This window comes from Streptomyces sp. Root431 (assembly GCF_001426585.1).
In the GTDB taxonomy this organism is placed as follows: Bacteria; Actinomycetota; Actinomycetes; order Streptomycetales; family Streptomycetaceae; genus Streptomyces; species Streptomyces stackebrandtii.
The window spans coordinates 449,157-470,145 of sequence record NZ_LMEI01000013.1; the positions used below are offsets into that span (position 1 = coordinate 449,157).

Annotated in this window: 20 protein-coding genes and 1 pseudogene; 10 read left to right on the plus strand and 11 right to left on the minus strand. The window is 72.3% G+C overall.

What is annotated here, in order from left to right; translation table 11 throughout:
- Window positions 1–88 precede the first annotated feature (88 nt).
- Both ASC82_RS27475 and ASC82_RS27480 read left to right on the plus strand, forming a co-directional pair.
- Window positions 89–1,396, plus strand: coding sequence for a M18 family aminopeptidase (locus ASC82_RS27475; RefSeq protein WP_056653494.1), 1,308 nt, complete (start codon window positions 89–91; stop codon window positions 1,394–1,396).
- A 61-nt stretch (window positions 1,397–1,457) separates the two neighbouring features.
- A complete protein-coding gene (locus ASC82_RS27480; protein ID WP_056653498.1) occupies window positions 1,458–1,802 on the plus strand; it encodes a hypothetical protein in 345 nt (114 codons plus the stop codon).
- A gap of 6 nt (window positions 1,803–1,808) precedes the next feature.
- Here ASC82_RS27480 and ASC82_RS27485 read toward each other — a convergent pair whose 3' ends face one another.
- Window positions 1,809–3,626, minus strand: coding sequence for an NHL domain-containing thioredoxin family protein (locus tag ASC82_RS27485; protein WP_056653501.1), 1,818 nt, complete (start codon window positions 3,624–3,626; stop codon window positions 1,809–1,811).
- 160 nt (window positions 3,627–3,786) lie between these two features.
- Here ASC82_RS27485 and ASC82_RS27490 point away from each other — a divergent pair, with 160 nt between their 5' ends.
- Window positions 3,787–4,278 (plus strand): LURP-one-related family protein, encoded by a 492-nt coding sequence (locus ASC82_RS27490; protein ID WP_056653503.1) that lies wholly within the window; start codon window positions 3,787–3,789, stop codon window positions 4,276–4,278.
- A 45-nt stretch (window positions 4,279–4,323) separates the two neighbouring features.
- On the opposite strand, the gene ASC82_RS27495 is transcribed toward ASC82_RS27490, so the two are convergent.
- The gene (locus tag ASC82_RS27495) at window positions 4,324–5,550 is read right to left on the minus strand and encodes an aminotransferase class I/II-fold pyridoxal phosphate-dependent enzyme (RefSeq protein WP_056653506.1); all 1,227 of its coding nucleotides are present in this window, start codon (window positions 5,548–5,550) and stop codon (window positions 4,324–4,326) included.
- A gap of 63 nt (window positions 5,551–5,613) precedes the next feature.
- Between ASC82_RS27495 and ASC82_RS27500 the strand changes: the two genes are divergently transcribed.
- The 3 genes from ASC82_RS27500 to ASC82_RS27510 all read left to right on the plus strand — a co-directional run bounded on the left by ASC82_RS27500 (window position 5,614) and on the right by ASC82_RS27510 (window position 8,144).
- Window positions 5,614–7,092: a PLP-dependent aminotransferase family protein gene (locus tag ASC82_RS27500; RefSeq protein ID WP_056653509.1), complete on the plus strand. Its 1,479-nt coding sequence runs from the start codon at window positions 5,614–5,616 to the stop codon at window positions 7,090–7,092.
- A 28-nt stretch (window positions 7,093–7,120) separates the two neighbouring features.
- Window positions 7,121–7,729 carry a hypothetical protein gene (locus ASC82_RS27505; RefSeq protein ID WP_056653512.1) on the plus strand — a complete coding sequence of 203 codons (609 nt, stop codon included), beginning with the start codon at window positions 7,121–7,123 and terminating at the stop codon, window positions 7,727–7,729.
- A 115-nt stretch (window positions 7,730–7,844) separates the two neighbouring features.
- Window positions 7,845–8,144 (plus strand): hypothetical protein, encoded by a 300-nt coding sequence (locus ASC82_RS27510; RefSeq protein ID WP_056653515.1) that lies wholly within the window; start codon window positions 7,845–7,847, stop codon window positions 8,142–8,144.
- A gap of 18 nt (window positions 8,145–8,162) precedes the next feature.
- On the opposite strand, the gene ASC82_RS27515 is transcribed toward ASC82_RS27510, so the two are convergent.
- Window positions 8,163–8,966, minus strand: coding sequence for a carbon-nitrogen family hydrolase (locus ASC82_RS27515; RefSeq protein WP_056653519.1), 804 nt, complete (start codon window positions 8,964–8,966; stop codon window positions 8,163–8,165).
- Between the two features lie 155 nt (window positions 8,967–9,121).
- Here ASC82_RS27515 and ASC82_RS27520 point away from each other — a divergent pair, with 155 nt between their 5' ends.
- Window positions 9,122–9,949, plus strand: coding sequence for a maleylpyruvate isomerase family mycothiol-dependent enzyme (locus ASC82_RS27520; protein WP_056653522.1), 828 nt, complete (start codon window positions 9,122–9,124; stop codon window positions 9,947–9,949).
- A 71-nt stretch (window positions 9,950–10,020) separates the two neighbouring features.
- Here the strand turns inward: ASC82_RS27520 and ASC82_RS27525 are convergent, their stop codons facing one another.
- From ASC82_RS27525 to pdhA, 7 genes and pseudogenes are all read right to left on the minus strand, one after another.
- The gene (locus ASC82_RS27525) at window positions 10,021–11,343 is read right to left on the minus strand and encodes an MFS transporter (protein WP_056653524.1); all 1,323 of its coding nucleotides are present in this window, start codon (window positions 11,341–11,343) and stop codon (window positions 10,021–10,023) included.
- Window positions 11,344–11,432: 89 nt separating this feature from the next.
- The gene (locus tag ASC82_RS27530) at window positions 11,433–12,086 is read right to left on the minus strand and encodes a GntR family transcriptional regulator (RefSeq protein ID WP_024760326.1); all 654 of its coding nucleotides are present in this window, start codon (window positions 12,084–12,086) and stop codon (window positions 11,433–11,435) included.
- A 61-nt stretch (window positions 12,087–12,147) separates the two neighbouring features.
- The gene (locus tag ASC82_RS27535; RefSeq protein ID WP_056653528.1) at window positions 12,148–12,636 is read right to left on the minus strand and encodes a hypothetical protein; all 489 of its coding nucleotides are present in this window, start codon (window positions 12,634–12,636) and stop codon (window positions 12,148–12,150) included.
- A gap of 77 nt (window positions 12,637–12,713) precedes the next feature.
- A partial coding sequence (locus ASC82_RS31310) for a dihydrolipoamide acetyltransferase family protein (protein WP_242427804.1) occupies window positions 12,714–13,304 on the minus strand: 591 nt, incomplete at its 5' end.
- Window position 13,305: 1 nt separating this feature from the next.
- Window positions 13,306–14,211: pseudogene (locus ASC82_RS31315) on the minus strand (biotin/lipoyl-containing protein); the annotation flags it as partial.
- Between the two features lie 31 nt (window positions 14,212–14,242).
- On the minus strand, window positions 14,243–15,223 hold the full coding sequence (locus tag ASC82_RS27545) for an alpha-ketoacid dehydrogenase subunit beta (RefSeq protein WP_056653531.1): 981 nt from the start codon (window positions 15,221–15,223) through the stop codon (window positions 14,243–14,245).
- Window positions 15,224–15,225: 2 nt separating this feature from the next.
- Window positions 15,226–16,419 carry a pyruvate dehydrogenase (acetyl-transferring) E1 component subunit alpha gene (gene pdhA, locus ASC82_RS27550; RefSeq protein ID WP_056653534.1) on the minus strand — a complete coding sequence of 398 codons (1,194 nt, stop codon included), beginning with the start codon at window positions 16,417–16,419 and terminating at the stop codon, window positions 15,226–15,228.
- A gap of 341 nt (window positions 16,420–16,760) precedes the next feature.
- Here pdhA and ASC82_RS27555 point away from each other — a divergent pair, with 341 nt between their 5' ends.
- The 3 genes from ASC82_RS27555 to ASC82_RS27565 all read left to right on the plus strand — a co-directional run bounded on the left by ASC82_RS27555 (window position 16,761) and on the right by ASC82_RS27565 (window position 19,109).
- A complete protein-coding gene (locus ASC82_RS27555; RefSeq protein WP_056653536.1) occupies window positions 16,761–17,420 on the plus strand; it encodes a response regulator transcription factor in 660 nt (219 codons plus the stop codon).
- A 144-nt stretch (window positions 17,421–17,564) separates the two neighbouring features.
- A complete protein-coding gene (locus ASC82_RS27560; RefSeq protein ID WP_079039515.1) occupies window positions 17,565–18,077 on the plus strand; it encodes a pyridoxamine 5'-phosphate oxidase family protein in 513 nt (170 codons plus the stop codon).
- Window positions 18,078–18,092: 15 nt separating this feature from the next.
- A complete protein-coding gene (locus ASC82_RS27565; protein WP_056653538.1) occupies window positions 18,093–19,109 on the plus strand; it encodes a phosphotransferase in 1,017 nt (338 codons plus the stop codon).
- Between the two features lie 113 nt (window positions 19,110–19,222).
- On the opposite strand, the gene ASC82_RS27570 is transcribed toward ASC82_RS27565, so the two are convergent.
- On the minus strand, window positions 19,223–20,872 hold the full coding sequence (locus ASC82_RS27570; protein ID WP_056653540.1) for a protein kinase: 1,650 nt from the start codon (window positions 20,870–20,872) through the stop codon (window positions 19,223–19,225).
- Window positions 20,873–20,989: the final 117 nt, after the last annotated feature.

Here is a 20,989-nt window from a genome sequence, read left to right on the forward strand (position 1 = left end):
GGGGGCGGGCCGTGTTGTTTGTGCCCCGCCCCGCGTCCTTGCTGCGGGGTCCCGTATCCGCATTTCGGTCCCTGGCTAAGGTGAACCCATGAGCAGCGCAGCCTCCAGCCCGATCGCCGGCCCCTTCGACCGCGGTCACACCGATGACCTCATGTCCTTCCTGACGGCGTCACCATCGGCGTACCACGCGGTGGCGAGCGCCGCCGAGCGCCTGGAGAAGGCCGGATTCCGGCGGGTCGAGGAGACCGCCGAGTGGGACGGGACGAGCGGCGGGAAGTACGTCACCCGCGGCGGCGCGATCATCGCCTGGTACGTGCCGGAGGGCGCCACCGCCCACACCCCGTACCGCATCGTCGGCGCCCACACCGACTCCCCCAACCTGCGCGTCAAGCCCCGCCCCGACATGGGCGCCCAGGGCTGGCGGCAGGTCGCCGTCGAGATCTACGGCGGGGCCCTCCTCAACACCTGGCTCGACCGCGACCTCGGCCTCGCCGGCCGCCTCACCCTCCGCGACGGCAGCCACCACCTCGTCAACATCGACCGGCCGCTGCTGCGCGTCCCGCAGCTCGCCATCCACATGGACCGCGGCGCCAACGACGGCCTCAAGCTGGAGCGCCAGCGCCACATGCAGCCCGTCTGGGGCATCGGCGAGGTCCACGACGGTGACCTGATCTCCTTCGTCGCCGCCGAGGCCGGCGTCGACGCCGAGGACGTCGCCGGCTGGGACCTCATGGTCCACGCCGTCGACGCCCCCGCCTACCTCGGCCGCGACCGCGAACTCCTCGCCGGACCGCGCATGGACAACCTCCTCTCCGTCCACGCCGCCGTCGCCGCCCTCGCCTCCCTCGCGGGCCGCGACGACCTCCCGTACATCCCGGTCCTCGCCGCCTTCGACCACGAGGAGAACGGCTCCGAGGCCGACACCGGCGCCCAGGGCCCCCTCCTCGGCAACGTCCTGGAGCGCTCCGTCTACGCCCGGGGCGGCAGCTACGAGGACCGCGCCCGCGCCTTCGCCGGCACGGTCTGCCTCTCCTCCGACACCGGCCACGCCGTCCACCCCAACTACGCGGAGCGCCACGACCCGACGCACCACCCGCGCGTCAACGGCGGCCCGATCCTCAAGGTGAACGTCAACCAGCGGTACGCCACCGACGGCAGCGGCCGGGCCATCTTCGCCGCCGCCTGCGAGAAGGCGGGCGTGCCCTGGCAGGCGTTCGTCTCCAACAACGACATGCCCTGCGGCACGACGATCGGCCCGATCACCGCCGCCCGCCACGGCATCACGACCGTCGACATCGGCGTCGCGATCCTCTCCATGCACAGCGCCCGCGAACTCTGCGGCGCCGACGACCCGTACCTCCTCGCGAACGCGCTGGTCGCCTTCCTGGAGGGCTGAGAGCGCTCGGGTCCGCCGAGCGAAACATCGGCGAAAGCCCCCGGCTGACAGCCTCGCCCTCATGCACCGTCACGAGGGCCCGTCCCGGGGGAAGTTCGCCACCGGTCTCGCCGCCGCCGTCGCGCTCGCCGCCACGGCGGTGGGCGTCGTCATCGCCCAGTACAACGACCGGCCGCCGTGGGCCACGGACATCGCGTACGAGGGCGGCTTCATCCAGGCCTCCCGCATCCGCGGGTACGACGTCGACGGCTCGCGCACGAAGGCGCTGCTCGCCGGGGAGTGCGCGCTGATGGAACGCCGGGGGATGGGCGGCGACCGGGCCGTCCACGACCCGGCGGCATGGGTCGCCGGGTGCCTGGACGGGGCGGCGGGCCGCCCGTCCAGGAACCAGGGACTCGTCCGCTGAGCCCCGTCAGCCGTCCATGCCGGCGAGGATCAGCGGCAGCCGGGCCACGCCCGTCTCCGTGACCTTCACCGGAACACCCCAGTCCTGCTGATGGACATGGCAGGCCGGGTACTCGTTCGCGGGGTCGTCGTCGCAGGACGCCGCCATCGCGGAGACGTGCAGGACGCCCTCGGTGAGCTCCGGGTTCAGTTCGAGCTCCCGGAAGAGGTCCGTCCCCGTGCCCTCGCCGCCGAGCAGCAGCTCCGGCGGGGTCGAGGAGACCAGGAGCCGGGTCGAGGGACCGTACCGCTCGTCCAGCTTCTGCCCGGTCGGGGCCTGGAAGACGACGTCGAGCCGGAGGCGGCCCGGGGCGACCTCGGTGGCCTCGCGCTTGGTGCGGTGGGCGACCGACTCGACCTGGACGGCCTCCTCGGGGAGGCGCAGCCGCGTCAGCCGGTGCCGGGCGGACTCGACGACCACGATGTCGCCGTCGACGAGCACGGCGTCGCTCGGCTCGCGCAGATCGGTGGCGAGCGTCGTCACCTCGCCCGTCGCCGGGTCGAAGCGGCGCAGGGCGTGGTTGTACGTGTCGCCGATCGCGACCGAGCCGTCGGGGAGGGCGGTCACGCCCAGCGGGTGCTGGAGCAGGGCCTGGTCGGCGGCGCCGTCGCGGTGGCCGAAGTCGAAGAGCCCGGTGCCGACGGCGGTGCGCACGACGTACGCGTCGCCCTCCCGCTCGATCCAGCGCACGGCGCTGGTCTCGGAGTCGGCGATCCACAGCCGGTCCTCGGTGGCGGCGAGCCCGGAGGGCTGCGCGAACCAGGCCTCGGCGGCGGGTCCGTCGACGAGTCCCTCGTTCGTCGTCCCGGCGGCGACCTCGACGGTCCCGCTCTCGGGGTCGTACGTCCAGATCTGGTGGACGCCGGCCATGGCGATCCACACCTTGCCCTGCCACCAGGCGACGTCCCACGGCGAGGACAGGTCGACCTCCAGGGCGGGCCCGGAGGTGGGCGAGCCCTGCCACCACTGCTTTCCGGTGCCGGCGACGAGCTCGATCGCGCCGGTCTCCGGGTCGAGGACACGGAGGGAGTGGTTCACGGTGTCGGCGACGACGACCTTGCCGTCGGGCAGCAGCGCGAGGCCCTGCGGCTCCCTGAACACCCCTTCCCCGATCCGCCGCACCACGGTCTCCCCGTCCGCCGCGAGCTCGACGAGCTGGTGCCGGGTGGTGTCGGAGACGAGGAGGTTCCCGGACGGCAGCAGAATCGCCTTGCCGGGGAACCGCAGATCGGTCGCCACCGGCTCCGGCGCCACGTACGGCCCGTCCCCGCGCCGCAGCGTCCCCTTCGCCTCGTGCTCGACCTCCAGCTCCTCCACGATCGTCCGGATCGCGTTGGCGTGCCCCTCACCGGCGTGCTGGGCGACGACGTACCCCTCGGGGTCGATCACGACGAGCGTCGGCCAGGCCCGGACGGCGTACTGCTTCCAGGTCGCGAGCTCCGGGTCGTCGAGCACGGGGTGATGCACCTCGTACCGCTCGACGGCATCGACGACGGCCTGATGCTCGGCCTCGTGCACGAACTTCGGCGAGTGCACCCCCACGATCACGAGCGTGTCGCGGTGCTTCTCCTCCAGCTCCCGGAGCTCGTCGAGGACGTGCAGGCAGTTCACACAGCAGAAAGTCCAAAAATCAACAACAACGCACTTACCTCGGAGGTCGGCGAGGGTGAGCTCCTTGCCTCCGGTGTTGAGCCAGCCACCCTTGCCGATCAGCTCAGGGGCACGGACACGGGCACGGCGGCGGGGCGCGGGCGCGGGGGTGGGCGCCGGGGCGGCATCGTTCATGCTTCAAGCTTGCCATCCGTACGCGAACGGCCGGTCACGGCCGTACGGGAAGATCGCCGGTAACGCCCCTCGCAGCGGGCCTCTCCGGGTTCATCGCCTTCTCCTTCTCGACGTGCGCCGCGTCGCGTAGGAGGAGCCGTCGCGGGGCAGGCATATCCGCGTGAAATATCTCGTACGGGACAAGATCTTCGCGATCGGCGACGACTACTGGATCGAGGACGAGCAGGGCCGCCACGCCTTCCTCGTCGACGGCAAGGCCATGCGGCTGCGCGACACCCTGGAGCTGAAGGACCCCGACGGGCAGGTCCTGATCACCCTGCGCCAGAAGATGTTCAGCCTGCGGGACGCGATGACGATCGAGCGGGACGACCGGCCCCTCGCGAGCGTCCGCCGCAAGCGGCTCTCGCTCCTGCGCAACCACTACCGGGTGACCCTCGTCGAGGGCACCGAACTGGACGTCAGCGGGCGGATCCTGGACCGGGAGTTCACCGTCGAGTACGACGGTGAACTCCTCGCCCACATCTCCCGGCAGTGGTTCCGCGTCCGCGAGACGTACGCCGTGAACGTGGTCCGCGAGGACGCGGACGCGGCGCTGCTCGTCGCCGTGGCCGTGTGCGTGATCCGCATGGCCGAGCGCGAGCGGGAGGACTGACCGGCCGAGCCCGAGGACCGGCCTGATCCTGCGCCCGCGCCGTCGTCACCCGGCCTTCGTCAGTGCCTGCTCCAGGTCCGTCCACAGGTCCTCGACGTGCTCGATGCCCACCGAGATCCTGACCGTGCCCGGGCCGATGCCCGCCGCCGCCAGGGCCTCGGCGTCGAGCTGGTGGTGCGAGGTGGAGGCCGGGTGCATGACCAGGGTCTTCACGTCGCCCAGGGAGACGCTCAGCGAAGCCACCCGGACCGCCTCGACGAAGGTCCGGCCCGCCTCCCGGCCGCCCGCGAGGTCGACCGAGATCACCCCGCCGCCGCCGTCCGGCAGCAGCCGCCCGGCGATCTCCCGGTCCGGGTGGCTCGCGAGCGCCGGGTGGCGGACGGCCGCGACCGCCGGGTGCGCCTCCAGGCGGGCGGCGAGCTCGGCGGCGTTCGCGCACTGGCGCGCGATGCGCAGCGAGAGGGTCTGCATGCCGCGCAGGGTGAGCCAGGCGGCGAACGGGTCGGTGGACGCGCCCTGTTCGACGGTGTGGCGGCGGACGCTGCGGTGGAGCTCTGGGTCCTTGAAGACGGCGACGCCGCCGAGGACGTCCGCGTGCCCCGCGAGGTACTTGGTGGCGGAGTGGACGACGATGTCGGCGCCGTGGTGGAGGGGCCGGCAGAGCAGCGGGGAGGCGAAGGTGTTGTCGACGACGACCGGGACCCCGGCCTCGCCGGCGACGGCGGCGAGCGCGGGCAGGTCGGAGACGCGGGTGGTCGGGTTGGCGATGGTCTCCAGGTAGAGGAGGCGCGTCTCGGGGCGCAGGGCCGCCCGCACCTCCTCCGGGTCCGTGCCGGATACGTAGGTGACGTCGACGCCCCAGCGCGTGGCGAGGTCGGTGAGGACCGCGTACGTACCGCCGTACAGGCAGGTCTGGGCGACGACGTGGCCTCCGCTGCCGAGCAGGGCGTGGAGGACGCCGTTGACCGCGCCCATGCCGGAGGCGAAGGAGAGGGCGGCGGCCCCGCCTTCGAGGCGGGCCACGGCGTTCTCCAGGGTGCGGACGGTGGGGTTGCCGTGGCGGCTGTACATGAACGCGTCGGGGGAGGTGAAGGCCTCGGCGAGGGCGTCGGCCGAGTCGAAGGCGAAGACGTGCCCCTGGTGGAGGGGGACGCCGAGCGGCCGGCTGCCGGTGACCTCGACGTGGGGCGGGTGGACGGCGAGGGTCTCGGGGCGGGCCGTCTCCGGGAGTGAGGACGGTACGGGGGACGCGGCGGAGTCGGCGTGGCTCATGCGCCCAGTCTGTGGACGGGCCGTTTGCCTTCCCAGATCCAATCCCGGCAGATTGGTCCGTCGATGGAGCCGATCAATCTCACCCCCCACACGATCGACGCGCTGGTCGCCCGCCTCGGCCGCTGGTCCGCCGGGCGCGGCCCGCTCTACCTCCTGCTCGCCGCCCGGCTGCGCCGGCTGATCGACGAGGGGGCGCTGCCGCCCGGCGCGCGGCTTCCCCCCGACCGGCGGCTCGCGACGGCCCTTGCCGTGGGCCGCACGACGGTCGTCGCCGCGTACGACACCCTCCGCCAGGAGGGGCGGCTCGTACGGCGGCAGGGCAGCGGCACCCGGGTGGCCAGGGCCGCGCTCGCCCCCGAGGCGCCCCGGGTGACCGAGACGTCGAACCCGCTCTTCCTGCACCTCCTGGAGGCGCCCGACGACGTGATCCTGCTGAGCTGCGCCGCGCCCTCGCAGCCGCCGCCCGAGCTGGCGGAGGCGTACCGCTCCCTCGTCCTGCCGGACGGGGACCTCGGCTACCACCCGGCCGGGCTGGGGGCGCTGCGGACGGCGGTCGCCGGGCGGTACGCGGCGCGGGGCGTGCCGACGGGTCCGGCGCAGATCCTCGTCACGACCGGGGCCCAGCAGGGGCTTTCGCTGCTGACCCGGCTGCTGCTCGCGCCCGGCGACGGGGTGCTCGTGGAGGCGCCGACGTATCCGGGGGCGCTCGACCTCTTCCGGGAGGCGGCGGCCGTTCCGCTGCCGGTGGCGGTGGGTCCCGACGGCGTGGACGTGGCGGAGGCGATTCGGGTGATGGAGCGCCACCGGCCCGCCCTCGCCTATGTCGTGGCCCGTTTCCAGAACCCGACGGGGACGGTCCTCCCGCCGCTCGCGGGGCGCCGGCTCGTCGAGGCGGCGAACGCGCTGGGCGTGCCGCTCGTCGACGACGAGGTCCTCACCGACCTGGCGTTCGCCCCTGAGCCGGAGGAGCCCTCTGCTTCAGGGGAGCCCTCCCTCTCCGCCTACGGCGACGTGATCGCGGTCGGCTCGCTCAGCAAGGTCGTGTGGGGCGGGCTGCGGATCGGCTGGGTGCGGGGCCCGGCGCCGCTGATCGCCCGGCTCGCCCGGCTCAAGGCCCTGCACGACCTGGGCAGCGACCTCCCGTCCCAACTGGCCGCGACCCGCCTCCTCGACGACTTCGGTCCCGTCCTGACGGCCCGTACGGCGTCGGCGCGCGCGGGCCACGACCACCTCCGGGGCGAGCTCGCCCGGCTGCTGCCCTCCTGGTCCTGCGCCCCGGCGACCGGCGGCCAGACGCTGTGGGTGCGGCTCCCGCACGGCGACGGCGTCTCCTTCGCCCAACTCGCCCTCCGACACAGGGTGGCCGTCCTGCCGGGCGCCACGACCGACGCCCTCGGCGGCAGCGTCCGCCACCTCCGGCTCCACTTCCTCGCGCCGCCCGAGGTCCTGTCGGAGGCGGTACGGAGACTGGCGGCGGCCTGGGCCGAGTACACCCCGGGCCCGGATCCGGAGCGCGCGTCCCTCCATGGGATCGTCGTCTGACGACCGGATCCACCTCAGGGAGGCCGCCATGCACACCGCCGTCACACCGTTCACGCTGCGCCCGTGGCGCGAGGGCAAGGGGTACGAGCGGCGGGCCGGCTGGCAGGGCGCGTCCGCCGAGTTCGGCGAGATCACCGTCGAGGCACCGCTGCGGCAGACCGTGCAGGAGGTCATCGTCTCGGAGCTGCGGGGCGGCCTGGTCCCGCCGGCCTCGTACGAGACGCGGGGCATCCACACGGACACCATCCGGCTGCCGACCCTGAACCGCGCGACCCTCCGCGTCGGCGACGCCCACGTCTACATGACCCGCAACCGCCTCGGCGCGACGGCCCGTCAGCGCGCGCTCCAGCTGCGGTACGGCGGCGACCACTACCGGCTGTGGGCGCGGGACCGGCGCTCCTGGGTGCTGGCCCGTGCGGCGGACGCCGAGGATCCGGGGGTCACCGTGTCGGTGCGCGGGGCGGGCCGCGGGAGCCGTCGCCGGCTCGACGTCACGGTCGCGGGCCGGGCGGGCGCGGCGGACCTGTCCCTGGCGCTGATCTTCGCGGGCGTGGACCGCGCGGCCCTCACCCGGGGCGGCGCGGTCCGCGCGGGCTTCTCGCGGGTCGGCCAGCTGTGGGCGGAGGCGCAGGCCTAGGAGTACGCGCTGCCGAGTGGTCCCGCCGGGCGGGAAGGGGGACGCTGGACTTAAGCGCGTCCGGGTGTCTAGGGCGCCCCGAACGAGGCACCTGCCCGGTCGGAAAGGCCGTGCCATGCGCATGCTGCTGAAGGTTCAGATGGACACCCCGGCCTCCAACGAGGCCATCAAGCAGGGCACCCTGCAGAAGATCGTCGAGGAGGCCATGTCGGCGCTCCAGCCCGAGGCCGCCTACTTCGGCGCCGAGGACGGCTGTCGGACCGCGTACATCTTCTTCGACCTGACCGACCCGTCCCAGATGCCGAAGTTCTCGGAGCCCTTCTTCCTCCAGCTCGGCGCCAAGCTCTCCTACCGGCCGGTCATGAACCGGGAGGACCTGGCCAAGGGCCTCTCCGCGCTCATGACCGGCAGCTGACAGCTCGGAGACGGGGACTCAGGAACGGCGGGCGCGCGGCGCCGCGATGCCCAGGACGCGGTCCTTGAGGGCCGGGAACTGCTCGCGGGTCTCCGTCACCTTCGCCGGGTCGAGGACGACCCGCAGGATCTCCTCGTCGGGGCCCGCCTCCGCGAGGACCTCGCCCCACGGGTCGACGACGATCGAGTGCCCGGCCTGTTCGACGCCCGCGTGCGTACCCGCCGTACCGCAGGCGAGGACGTACGCCTGGTTCTCCACCGCGCGTGCGCGGGCGAGGAGCGTCCAGTGCGCGCGGCGGCGCGCGGGCCAGCCGGCGGGGACGACGAAGGCCTGGGCGCCCGCGTCGACGAGGCCGCGGAAGAGCTCGGGGAAGCGCAGGTCGTAGCAGGTGCCGACGCCGAGGGTGAGGTGCGGCAGGTCGACGGTGACCAGGTCCTCCCCGGCGGCCATCAGCACGGCCTCGCCCTTGTCGAAGCCGAAGCGGTGGATCTTCCGGTAGGAGGCGGCGAGTTCGCCGTCGGGGGAGAGGACGAGCGAGGTGTTGTAGAGCGCGCCGCCCTCCGCCTCGACGAAGGAGCCGGCGTGCAGCCAGACCCCGGCGTCCCGCGCGGCCTCCGCCATCGCCCGGTGCGTCGGGCCGTTCAGCGGCTCGGCCTCGGCGGCGAAGGACTCGTACGCGAAGGCCCCCATGGGCCACAGTTCGGGGAGGACGACGAGGTCGGCGTGGCCGGATTCCTCCCGTACGAGACGGGCCACGCGGGCCCGCCTGGCGTCGACCGGTTCGTCCGGGTCTACCGCGATCTGGATCAGCGAGGCGCGCACACTACCACCGTCCTGGCATTCGAGCCGTCAACACCGGCCTACGATCGTCACACGAAAGCACTGCCGGGGTGCCTTCGGGCAGCGTAACTTAGCGTCCGAGCCTCCCACCCAGTCGTGTTTTCAGCCCGCGCACCGAAGAACCGCCGAGGGGTCCCGTGACCGTCCATCCCAGCCTCCAGAACTACGCCGACGCCTGGACCCACTCCATCGAGGCGATAGCCGAGCTGGTGCAGCCGCTCGTGGAGGGGGAGTGGAACCGGCCGACCCCGTGCATCGGCTGGTCGGTGCGGGACATCGTGTCCCATGTCATCGGCATGGAGACGGAGATGCTCGGCGACCCGCGCCCGATCCACTCCCTGCCGCGCGATCTGTACCACGTACGCAGTGACTTCGCCCGCTACATGGAAGTCCAGGTCGATGTGCGGCGGCACCACACCGCGCCGGAGATGACCTCGGAGCTGGAGTACATCCTCATCCGCCGGGCCCGGCAGCTCCGCAACGAGAACCGCTCCCCCGAGCACATGATCCGCGCTCCCCTCGGCGCCGAGCAGTCCCTCGAACTGGCCTACCGGATGCGCGCCTTCGACGTGTGGGTGCACGAGCAGGACCTGCGGGTCGCGCTGGGCACGCCGGGCAACCTGGACTCGGCGGGGGCGCACGTCACGCGGGACGTGCTCCTGGAGGCGCTCCCGAAGGTGGTCGCCAAGGACGCCGGGGCGCCCGCCTCCTCGGCGGTGGTGCTCGACGTGACCGGTCCGGTGGAGTTCCTGCGGACGGTGCGGGTCGACGCGGAGGGCCGGGGCTCGATCGACGGGGCGCCCTCGCTGGGCCCGGCGGTGACGCTGGCGACGGACTGGGAGACGTTCGTCCGGCTCGCCTGCGGGCGCGTGCGGCCGGCCGACGTCGCCGACCGGGTCAAGACGGAGGGCGACGAGGGCCTGGCGCGCGCGATCCTCGACAACTTCGCGGTGACGCCCCGCTAGTTCCTTGGCTCTTCCGGTCCGGTCTCCGCGTGGGTACGTGGGTACGTGGGGCGGGCGTACGCCGGTACGGGCTACGCCGGTACGTGTACGGCCTCCACGCGGCTGGCGACGAGCCGCTCCCGCTCCCTGCGGTGGGTACGGGCCTTGAGGCGCAGGATCTGCACGATGCCGATCGCCTCCAGGACGAAGACGGACGAGAACGCGATCCGGTAGTTGCCACCGGTCGCGTCGAGCAGGACGCCGACGGCGAGCAGCGTCGTCATCGAGGCGACGAAGCCACCCATGTTGACGATCCCGGAGGCCGTGCCCTGACGCTCCGGCGGATTGGCCGGGCGTGCGAAGTCGAAGCCGATCATCGAGGCCGGTCCGCAGGCCCCGAGGACCAGGCAGAGGGTGATCAGCAGCCACATCGGGGCGTGGTCGCCGGGGTACGCGAGAGTGGCGCCCCACAGCAGCGCGGTGGCCGCGACCGTACCGAGGGCGAGCGGGGCGCGGGCCGTGTGGTGGCGGGCGATGATCTGCCCGTACGCGAGGCCGACGACCATGTTGGAGAGCACGACCAGAGTCAGCAGCTCCCCGGCGGTGCCCCGGGACAGCCCCTGCGCCTCGACGAGGTACGGCAGCCCCCACAGCAGCAGGAACACCATGGCGGGGAACTGGGTCGTGAAATGGACCCACATGCCGAGCCGGGTGCCGGGCTCCCGCCACGACTCGGCGATCTGACGGCGGACGAAGGCGGCGCCCGCGTGCCGGGCGGGCTCGGGCTCGTACCCCTCGGGGTGGTCCTTGAGGAAGAGCAGCAGCAGGACGAGGACGAGGACGCCCGCGAGCGAGCTGCCGACGAAGGTGGTCGTCCAGCCGAGGCCGTGCAGGGAGCGGGCGATGAAGACGGTCGAGACGAGGTTGCCGGCCATGCCGAAGAGGGCGGCGACCTGGCCGATGAGCGGGCCGCGCCGGGCCGGGAACCAGCGGCTGCCGAGCCGCAGGACGCTGATGAAGGTCATGGCGTCGCCGCAGCCGAGGAGCGCGCGGGAGGCGAGCGCCGTGCCGTAGGTGGGCGAGAGCGCGAAGCCCAGCTGGCCGAGGGTGAAGAGCGTGACCCCGAGGACCAGGACCTTCTTGGTGCCGAGCCGGTCGACCATGAGCCCGACGGGTATCTGCATGCCCGCGTAGACGAGCAGCTGGAGGATGGAGAAGGTGGAGAGCGCGGAGGCGTTGACGTCGAAGCGGTCGGCGGCGTCGAGTCCGGCGACGCCCAGGGACGTGCGGAAGATGACGGCGACGAAGTAGACGGCGACGCCGACGCCCCAGACGAGGGCGGCGCGGCGGCCGCCGGGCGGGTCGCCGGGGAGGGTGACGGCGGAGCCGTACCCGTTCTGGCCGTGGCGGCTCATGCCCGCCCCGCCTCTCCTGCCCGCCCCGCCTCTCCCGCCCGCCTCGCGCCCGTTGCGCGCCTCGCGCCTCTTCTTCCCGCTGTCGTGGCTCATCGGTCCTCTCCCCGGACCAGGACCTTCACCCAGCTGAGGTGCTGCCGGACGCAGTGGGCGGCGCCCTCCACGTCGCCCGCGCGGATCCGGTCGAGGATCTCGGCGTGCTCGGTGATGTTCTTGGCGATCCGGTCGGGCTGGGACTGCATCACGGCGACGCCCATGCGGAGCTGGCGGTCGCGGAGCTGGTCGTAGAGGCGGGAGAGGATCTGGTTGCCGGCGTGGCGGACGATCTCGGCGTGGAAGCAGCGGTCGGTGACGGCGACTTCGGCGAGGTCCCCGGCCTCCGCGCGCCGCTTCTGCTCCTCCAGGAGCTCTTCGAGCCGCTCGATCAGCGCGGCCGACGCGGGCACGGCCCGGCGGACCGCGAACTCCTCGACGAGCAGCCGGGTCTCGACGACGTCGGCGATCTCCTGGGCGGAGACGGCCAGGACGAGGGCGCCCTTCTTCGGGTAGAGCTTGAGCAGCCCTTCCATCTCCAGCTTGAGCAGGGCCTCGCGGACGGGGGTCCTGGACACCCCGACGGCCTGGGCGAGTTCGCCCTCGGTGAGGAGGGTGCCTCCCTCGTAGCGCCGGTCGAGTACGGCCTGCTTGACGTGCATGTAGACGCGGTCGGCTGCGGGGGCCTGCTTGGCTGGCGCGGAGGGCATGCGCACAGCATAGATACAACAGAGGTGCAACAGGAGCCGCCGTCCAGAATACGGACGGGAACTACCCCTGGACCCGGAAGTCGTAGTAGCTCTCGCCGCCGACGAGGACGGAGGTGAAGCAGACGGGGAGACCGCCGGGCTCGCGCGGCACCTCCTGGGAGGTACGGCGGGTGAAGCCGAGCGACAGGCCGGCCACGAACGGGTCCTCGCCGCCCGCGTCGTGGACGCGCCACCCCTGCTCACCGAGGAGGCCGAGGACATCGACGGCGGGCGTACGGAAGACGTCCTGCCCGTTCAGGAGCACGCGCGTGGGGCTCACCTTCCCCTCGCCCGGCCACCACAACTCGACGGCCGTGACGGTGTCCTCCTCCTCAAGGAGCACCTCGACACCCACGCCCTCACAGGAGGTGGAGAGCGAGCCGCGCCGTGAGCCGCGACGGATCCGGACCCGGGGCTCGTCCCAGGCCGTCGCGGCGGCCACCGCCTCGTCGAGGGTCATGCCCAGGCGTACGGGCCGGACGCCGTGCGGTGGTTCGAGGTGGAGATCCATGCCGTAAAGCCAAACATCCGGTGGGGGCAGATGCCACCACCGGATGTTTCACGTGAAACGGGCGAACCCGCTACTGCTCAGGCCCAGGTGATGAGCCGCTTCGGCTGCTCCAGGATCGCGGCGATGTCCGCGAGGAACTTGGAGCCGAGCTCGCCGTCGACCAGGCGGTGGTCGAAGGAGAGCGCCAGGGTCGTGACCTGACGTGCCTTCACCTTGCCCTTGTGGACCCACGGCTGGAGCTTGATCGCACCGACCGCGAGGATCGCGGCCTCGCCCGGGTTCAGGATCGGCGTACCGGTGTCGACGCCGAAGACGCCGACGTTGGTGATGGTGAAGGTGCCGCCCTGCATGGCCGCGGGGGTCGTCTTGCCCTCACGGGCCGTGGAGACCAGCTCGCTCAGGGACGCCGAGAGTTCCGGCAGGGTCTGGGCGTGCGCGTCCTTGATGTTCGGCACGATCAGACCGCGCGGGGTGGCCGCGGCGATGCCCAGGTTCACGTACTGCTTGAGCACGATCTCCTGCGCCGCCTCGTCCCAGGCAGCGTTGATGTCCGGGTTCCGCTTGACCGCCACGAGCACGGCCTTCGCGATGAGGAGCAGCGGGTTGACCCGCAGGCCCGCCATGTCCTTGTCGGACTTCAGCTCCTCGACCAGCTTCATCGTCCGCGTNCACGAGCACGGCCTTCGCGATGAGGAGCAGCGGGTTGACCCGCAGGCCCGCCATGTCCTTGTCGGACTTCAGCTCCTCGACCAGCTTCATCGTCCGCGTGATGTCGAACGTCACGAACTCGGTGACGTGCGGCGCGGTGAACGCCGAACCCACCATCGCCGCGGCGGTCGCCTTCCGTACGCCCTTGATGGGGACACGGACCTCCCGGGCGTCCGAGGACACCACGCCCGCGGCGGCAGGAGCCGGAGCCTGGGCCTGGGCCGGAGCCGGGGCGGCCGCGGGGGCCGGGGCCAGGGCGGCCGGCGCGGGGGCGGGAGCCGCCGCCGCGTGGACGTCCTCGCGGGTGATGATGCCGTCCGGGCCGGTCGGGGTGACCGTCGCCAGGTCGACGCCGAGGTCCTTCGCGAGCTTGCGGACCGGCGGCTTGGCCAGCGGCCGTGCGCCGGCCGGCGCGTGCCCGTTGAGCTGCTCCGGTACGGAGGCGAGGACCGGAGCGGCGGGCGCGGCCGCCGGGGCGGTGCCCGCCGGGGCCTTGCGCGCGCGGCGCTTGGTGGAGCTCGCGGCCACGCCGTAGCCGACGAGGACGGGCTGGCGGCCCTTGGGCTCCTCGTCCTCGACCGCCGGGGCGGCGGGGGCCGCCGCGACCGGGGCGGCCTCGGCCACCGGGGCCTCGGGCGCGGCGCCGCCGCCGACGTTCACCGAGATGATGACCTGGCCGACGTCGACCGTCGTCCCCTCGGGGAAGCGCAGCTCGTGCACGGTCCCGTCGAAGGGGATCGGCAGCTCGACGGCGGCCTTGGCCGTCTCGACCTCGCACACGACCTGTCCGTCGGTGACCGTGTCACCGACCTGGACGTACCACTTGAGGATCTCGGCCTCGGTGAGGCCCTCGCCCACGTCGGGCATCTTGAATTCGCGGATCGTCACGGTGCTCTCCTCAGTACGCCAGCGAGCGGTCGACGGCGTCGAGCACGCGATCGAGACCCGGCAGGTACTCCTCCTCCAGGCGCGCCGGCGGGTACGGCGCGTGGTAGCCGCCGACCCGCAGGACGGGGGCCTCCAGGTGGTAGAAGCAGCGCTCGGTGATCCGGGCGGCGATCTCCGCGCCGGAGCCGAAGAACACCGGCGCCTCGTGGACGACGACCAGGCGGCGGGTCTTCTCGACCGAGGCCTGAAGGGTGTCGAAGTCGATCGGGGAGATCGAGCGGAGGTCCACGACCTCGATGGACTTGCCCTCCTCGGCGGCGGCCTCGGCCACCTCCAGGCAGGTCTTCACCATCGGGCCGTAGGCGACCAGAGTGAGGTCCGTGCCCTCGCGGGCGACCCTGGCCTTGTGCAGCTCGCCGGGGATGGCCTCGGTGTCGACCTCGCCCTTGTCCCAGTAGCGGCGCTTGGGCTCGAAGAAGATGACCGGGTCGTCGCTCTGGATCGCCTGCTGGAGCATCCAGTAGGCGTCGGAGGAGTTCGCCGGGGTGACGACCTTGAGGCCCGCGACGTGCGCGAAGAGCGACTCGGGGGACTCGGAGTGGTGCTCGACGGCGCCGATGCCACCGCCGTACGGGATGCGGATGACGACCGGCATCTTCACGGTGCCGAGCGAACGCGCCCGGATCTTCGCCAGCTGGGTGACGATCTGGTCGTACGCCGGGAAGACGAAACCGTCGAACTGGATCTCCACGACCGGCCGGTAGCCGCGCAGCGCGAGGCCGATCGCGGTGCCGACGATGCCGGACTCGGCGAGCGGGGTGTCGATGACACGGTCCTCGCCGAAGTCCTTCTGCAGGCCTTCGGTGATCCGGAAGACACCGCCGAGCTTGCCGACGTCCAGGCCCATGATGAGGACCTTGGGGTCGGTCTCCAGGGCCTTGCGCAGCGACTCGTTGAGCGCCTTCGCGAGGGGAAGCTTCTGAACAGCCATGATTACTCGGCCTCTCCGTTCGCGAAGGACGCCTGGTAGGCGGCGAACTCCGCGCGCTCCTCGTCGACGAGCGCGTGCCCGTCCGCGTACACGTTGTCGAAGATCGCCATGTGCTCCGGGACGGGCATGGCGCGCACGACCTCGCGGACCTGCTTGCCGAGGGCCTCGCTCTCCGCCTCCAGCTCCTCGAAGAAGGCCGCGTCGGCGTGGCCCTCGTTCTCCATGTACGTCTTGAGGCGCTGGATCGGGTCCTTCGCCTCCCAGGCCTCGCGCTCCTCGTCCCGGCGGTACTTCGTCGGGTCGTCGGAGGTGGTGTGGGCGGCCATGCGGTAGGTGAACGCCTCGATGAGCGTCGGTCCCTCGCCGCGGCGGGCGCGCTCCAGGGCGGAGCGGGTGACGGCCAGGCACGCCAGGACGTCGTTGCCGTCGACGCGGACGCCGGGGAAGCCGAAGCCGGCGGCACGCTGGTAGAGCGGGACGCGGGTCTGCTTCTCGGTGGGCTCGGAAATCGCCCACTGGTTGTTCTGGCAGAAGAACACGACGGGAGCGTTGTAGACCGCGGAGAACACGAACGACTCGTTCACGTCGCCCTGGCTGGAGGCGCCGTCGCCGAAGTAGGCGAGCACGGCGGAATCCGCGCCGTCCTTGGCGATGCCCATGGCATAGCCCGTGGCGTGCAGGGTCTGCGAGCCGAGAACGATCGTGTACAGGTGGAAATTGTTGGTGCTGGGATCCCAGCCACCGTGGTTCACGCCACGGAACATTCCCAGCAGATTCGTCGGGTCGACCCCGCGCACCCAGGCGACGCCGTGCTCGCGGTAGGTGGGGAAGACGTAGTCGTCGTCCCGAAGGGCGCGGCCGGAGCCGATCTGCGCGGCCTCCTGGCCGAGCAGCGAGGCCCACAGGCCCAGTTCGCCCTGGCGCTGGAGGGACGTGGCCTCGGCATCGAAGCGACGGGTGAGGACCATGTCGCGGTAGAGACCGCGCAGCTCCTCGGCGCTCAGGTCGATGTCGTAGTCGGGGTGCTGGACGCGCTCTCCCTCGGGCGTCAGCAGCTGGACGAGCTCGGGCTCCGTCGCTACCGCCTCGGCGCGCGTGCTCGTCTTCTTGGTGGTGCTCGTGCTCGCGCTTGCGGTGCGCTTGGTGCCGCTGCTGCGTCGCGTCGTCTTGCGCGCTGCAGTGCTCTCCACGGTCACGTGCGTGCTCCTCCGTCGGTCCGGCCTCCGGGTTCGCCGGTAGGCCAGTGCGGCTCTCCGCCTTATCCGTACCCTTCGCACGGGGTGGGTGCGATGCGGTCGGGGTCGGGCGTGACAGGTGCCCCGGCGAGAGCCCTGTTCTAGGCACGTTACCCACAGCGCGGCATTCCCGCGAAACCCCACTTGACCTGCGATTTTGCTTGGATTTCCAAGTAAATCGAGAAAAGTGGGAACAGTCGCTGGTCAGCGCGTCGGCAACGGCCAGACAGGCCGCCGGAACATCCGGCACGTTATCCCGCGCACCCCGGGCGCGGGAAGAGCCAATATGTGAGACTGACTGGGTGCGCGAAGAAGGAAAAATCCGGGTATTTCTGCTGGACGACCATGAAGTGGTCCGGCGCGGCGTCCACGAGCTGCTCTCCGTGGAAAGCGATATCGAGGTGGTCGGCGAGGCCGGAACGGCGGCGGACGCGCTGGTCAGGATCCCCGCGACCCGTCCCGACGTCGCCGTGCTCGACGTCCGGCTGCCGGACGGCAGCGGGGTGGAGGTGTGCCGCGAGATCCGTTCGCAGGACGAGGGCATCAAATGCCTGATGCTGACCTCGTACGCCGATGACGAGGCACTTTTCGACGCGATCATGGCCGGAGCCTCGGGATACGTCCTGAAGGCCATCCGCGGCAACGAGCTGCTGAGCGCCGTGCGGGACGTGGCGGCCGGCAAGTCGCTGCTCGACCCGGTCGCGACGGCCCGCGTCCTGGAGCGGCTGCGCGACGGCAACAATCCGAAGGGTGACGACAAGCTCGCCAACCTGACGGACCAGGAGCGCAAGATCCTGGATCTGATCGGCGAGGGCCTGACCAACCGGGTCATCGGCGAGCGGCTCCACCTTGCGGAAAAAACCATCAAGAACTACGTCTCCAGCCTGCTGTCGAAGCTGGGCATGGAGCGACGTTCGCAGGCCGCGGCGTACGTGGCCCGGCTCCAGGCCGAGCGCCACTGAGGCCCGCGCGGCCCCGGGCCCGTCCGTGCGTCACCCGTACGGAGCAGCCCGGGGCCGACGGCCCGGATTCGGGACCTACGTCCCCATGAAGGCGGGGCAGGGGCCCCTTTTCCGACACGCTGCCGGTGGCGGAGAGTGGAAGCCATGTCCACCGATGAGATCCGCGCCATCGAGTTGCTCGGCCGAGTGTCGTACGGCCGGGTGGCGACGAGCATGCGGGCGATGCCGTTCGTCGCGCCCGCCCGGCACATCGTGACCGACGGACGTGTCCTGCTCCGGATGCACCGGGGGCTCGGCTACCACCGCGCCTGCAACGGCAGCGTCGTCGCGTACGGCGCGGACAACTTCAACTCCGGCGCCCGGAAGATCTGGTCCGTGCAGTTCACGGGCACGGCGGAGATCGTGGAGCCGACCGAGGAGGAGCTCGCGGCCTTCGGGCCCGAGCCGCGGACCGTGGACGACGAGTCCTTCGAACCGGTCTTCATGCGGATCGAACCGCAGTTCGTGACCGTGCACGAGCTCGACTACTCGGCCGGCCACCCCGCCGAGTCCGCCGGCCGCCCCGTCGAGCTGCACTCCACGGATCACTCCGCGGAGCACCCCTTGGACCATCCCCTGGACCATTCCCTGGAGCGACACCTCCACCACGTAGCGTGATCTAACATCTGCGGAGTGCCGCGCTCATATGCAACCCTCGCTCCGCCCGTCGGCGCCCTCCTGCGCCGCTACGCGGCCGCGGGCGAGCCCCTCTCCTGCGAACCCGTGGCCCAGGGCCTCCTGAACCGCGGCTACCGCCTCTCCACCACGCGCGGCGCCTACTTCCTCAAGCAGCACCTGGACGCCCCCACGGCCGACCGCGCCACCATCGTCCGGCAGCACCGCGCCACCCAGCGCCTGCACGCCCTGGGCCTGCCGGTGGCACCGCCGCTCGCCGACAACCGGGGCCGTACGGTCGCGGTCATCGACGGCCTCTGCTACGCCCTGCACCCGTGGATCGACGGCCGGCACCGCGACGGCGCCCAGCTCTCCACCGGGGGCTCCCGACGCCTCGGAGCCCTCCTCGGGCACGTCCACACCTGTCTGGAGCGGGTCATGGAGTCCCCGCCGCCGGGGGACGACCACGAGAGCGCCCGCCCCGAGGACACCTTCGACGCGATCGAGGAGCTGATCCGCCTCGCCCGCGCGCACCGGCCCCACGACAGCTTCGACGCGCTCGCCGAGCACCGGCTGCGGGAGCGCCGCCGGCTGCTCGCCCAGCACGCCCACCACCGGCCGCCGCCGGCCGCCGCGTCCGGCTGGGTGCACGGCGACTTCCACCCGCTGAACCTGCTCTACCGGGGCGCGGAGCCCGCCGCGATCGTCGACTGGGACCGCCTCGGGGTCCGCCCGCGGGCGGAGGAGGCGGTCAGGGCGGCCGCGATCTTCTTCGTACGGCCGGGGGGCGAGCTGGCCCTGGAGAAGGTGCGGGCGTACGCGCGGGCGTACCGGCGGGCGACGGGCGCGGACGGCGCCGAGCTGGCCGCGGCGGCGCACCGGGTGTGGTGGGAGCGGCTGAACGACTTCTGGACCCTGCGCTGGCGCTACCAGCTGCACGACCGAAGGGCCGACCCGCAGTTTCCCGCGGTGTCGGCCCTGGCGGTCTGGTGGACCCGCGAGTACGACGCCGTCCGTGACGCCTTCGCCGGATAGGACGCCTTCGCCGGATGAGGCGCATCCGGCGGATGAGGCGCATCCGGCGGCGTAAGGCCTGGCCGGCGGCGTAAGGCCTGGCCGGCGGGCGCCCTGGGGCGCCCGGCGGCGGGTCAGTTGGTCGCGGTCGTGCCGTCCGTCGGCGGGTCTTCGGGGTTGCCGCCGTCGTCGGTGGGGTCACCGGTCGGGTCGACCGGCGGCGGCGTCGTGCCCGTCGGGTCGACCGGCGGCTCCGTCGTGTCCGTCGGGTCCGTCGTCGGCTCCGTCGTGTCCGTCGGGTCCGTCGTCGGCGGCTGCGTCGACGGCTCGGTCGTCGGCGGCTGCGTCGTCGGCGGCTGCGTGACCGGCGGCTGCGTCCACGGAGGCTGCGTGGCTCCGCCCCCGGTCGACGTGCCCGAGTCCCACGTCTGCTCCTCCTCGGTGGAGGGCTCCTCGGAGGGGGTGGGCTCCTCGGAAGCGGTCGACGGCGAGTTGGAGATCGACGACTTCGTCGGCGTCGGCGTCACCGCCTCGCCGTTCTTCGCCTTGTCGATGGCGTACACGACACCCGCGACGACCGCGACCATCGCGAGCGCGATGAAGAGGATCAGCTTGCCGCGGCCGCCCTTGCCGCCGCCGTTCGAGCCGTACGCACCGTCCTGGCCGTAGCCGCCGGTGCCGCCCGTGCCGCCGTCGTAACCGCCGTACGCGCCGACGCCCCCGTCGTCCGGGTTCATGTGCGGAAGGATCCGGCCCTGCGCGGTGTCCCCGTGCATCGGGTGACCCATCGCGGTCGTCGCCGCCATGCCGCCGACCGGCGTGTGCCCGCCGTCGTGCACGTCGACCGGACCGGTGTTCCACGTGCCCGTGTGGCCGCCCTGCTGCTGGAGCATCTGCAGGCCGTACTGGATGAGCCCGCGCATCTCCTCGGCGCTCTGGAACCGGTCGTCCGGGTCCTTCGCGAGGGAGCGCATCACCAGGCCGTCGAGCTCCGGCGGCACGCCGGGCGTCACCTCGGACGGCGGGACCGGCGCGTCCTGCACGTGCTGGTACACGACGGAGAGCGGCGTCTCACCCGTGAAGGGGGGCCGCAGCGCGAGCAGTTCGTAGAGCAGGCAGCCCGTCGCGTACAGGTCGGAGCGGTGGTCGACGGCCTTGCCGAGCGCCTGCTCGGGGGAGAGGTACTGCGGGGTGCCCATGACCATGCCGGTCTGCGTCATCGTCGACTGCGCGCCGTGCAGGGCGCGGGCGATGCCGAAGTCCATGACCTTCACGGCACCGCTGTGCGTGATGATCACGTTCGCCGGCTTGATGTCGCGGTGCACGATGCCGTGCTGGTGCGAGTACGCCAGCGCCTCGAGAACGCCCGAGACGATGATGAGCGCCTGCTCCGGACCCGGCGCGTCGGCGCTGATCAGCAGGTCACGGATGGTGCGGCCCTCGACCAGCTCCATCACGATGTACGGCACGGGCCGGCCGCCCACGAGGTCCTCGCCGGAGTCGTACACGGCGACGATGGCGTGGTGGTTGAGCCCGGCGACCGACTGCGCCTCACGGGTGAAGCGCGCTTTGGAGACCGGGTCCTCCGCGAGGTCGGCGCGGAGGAGCTTCACCGCCACCGTGCGCCCGAGGCGCACGTCCTCCGCCGCGAACACCTCGGCCATGCCGCCGCGTCCCAGACGGTGCGTCAGCCGGTAGCGGCCGTCGCCGACGACACCACCGACGCCCCACGACTCCGCGGCCGCGTCCGGCACACCGCCCCCTGCTCCGGATTCGGGTGCCATCAGTCCTCGCCGTCGTCTGTCGTGCCGTGTCCAGTCGCCACGCTACAGGCTCCGCACGACATCACGGTCCGCGGTTGACCGGCCATCCAACCTCGTCCACGTACACCTGTGCAAATT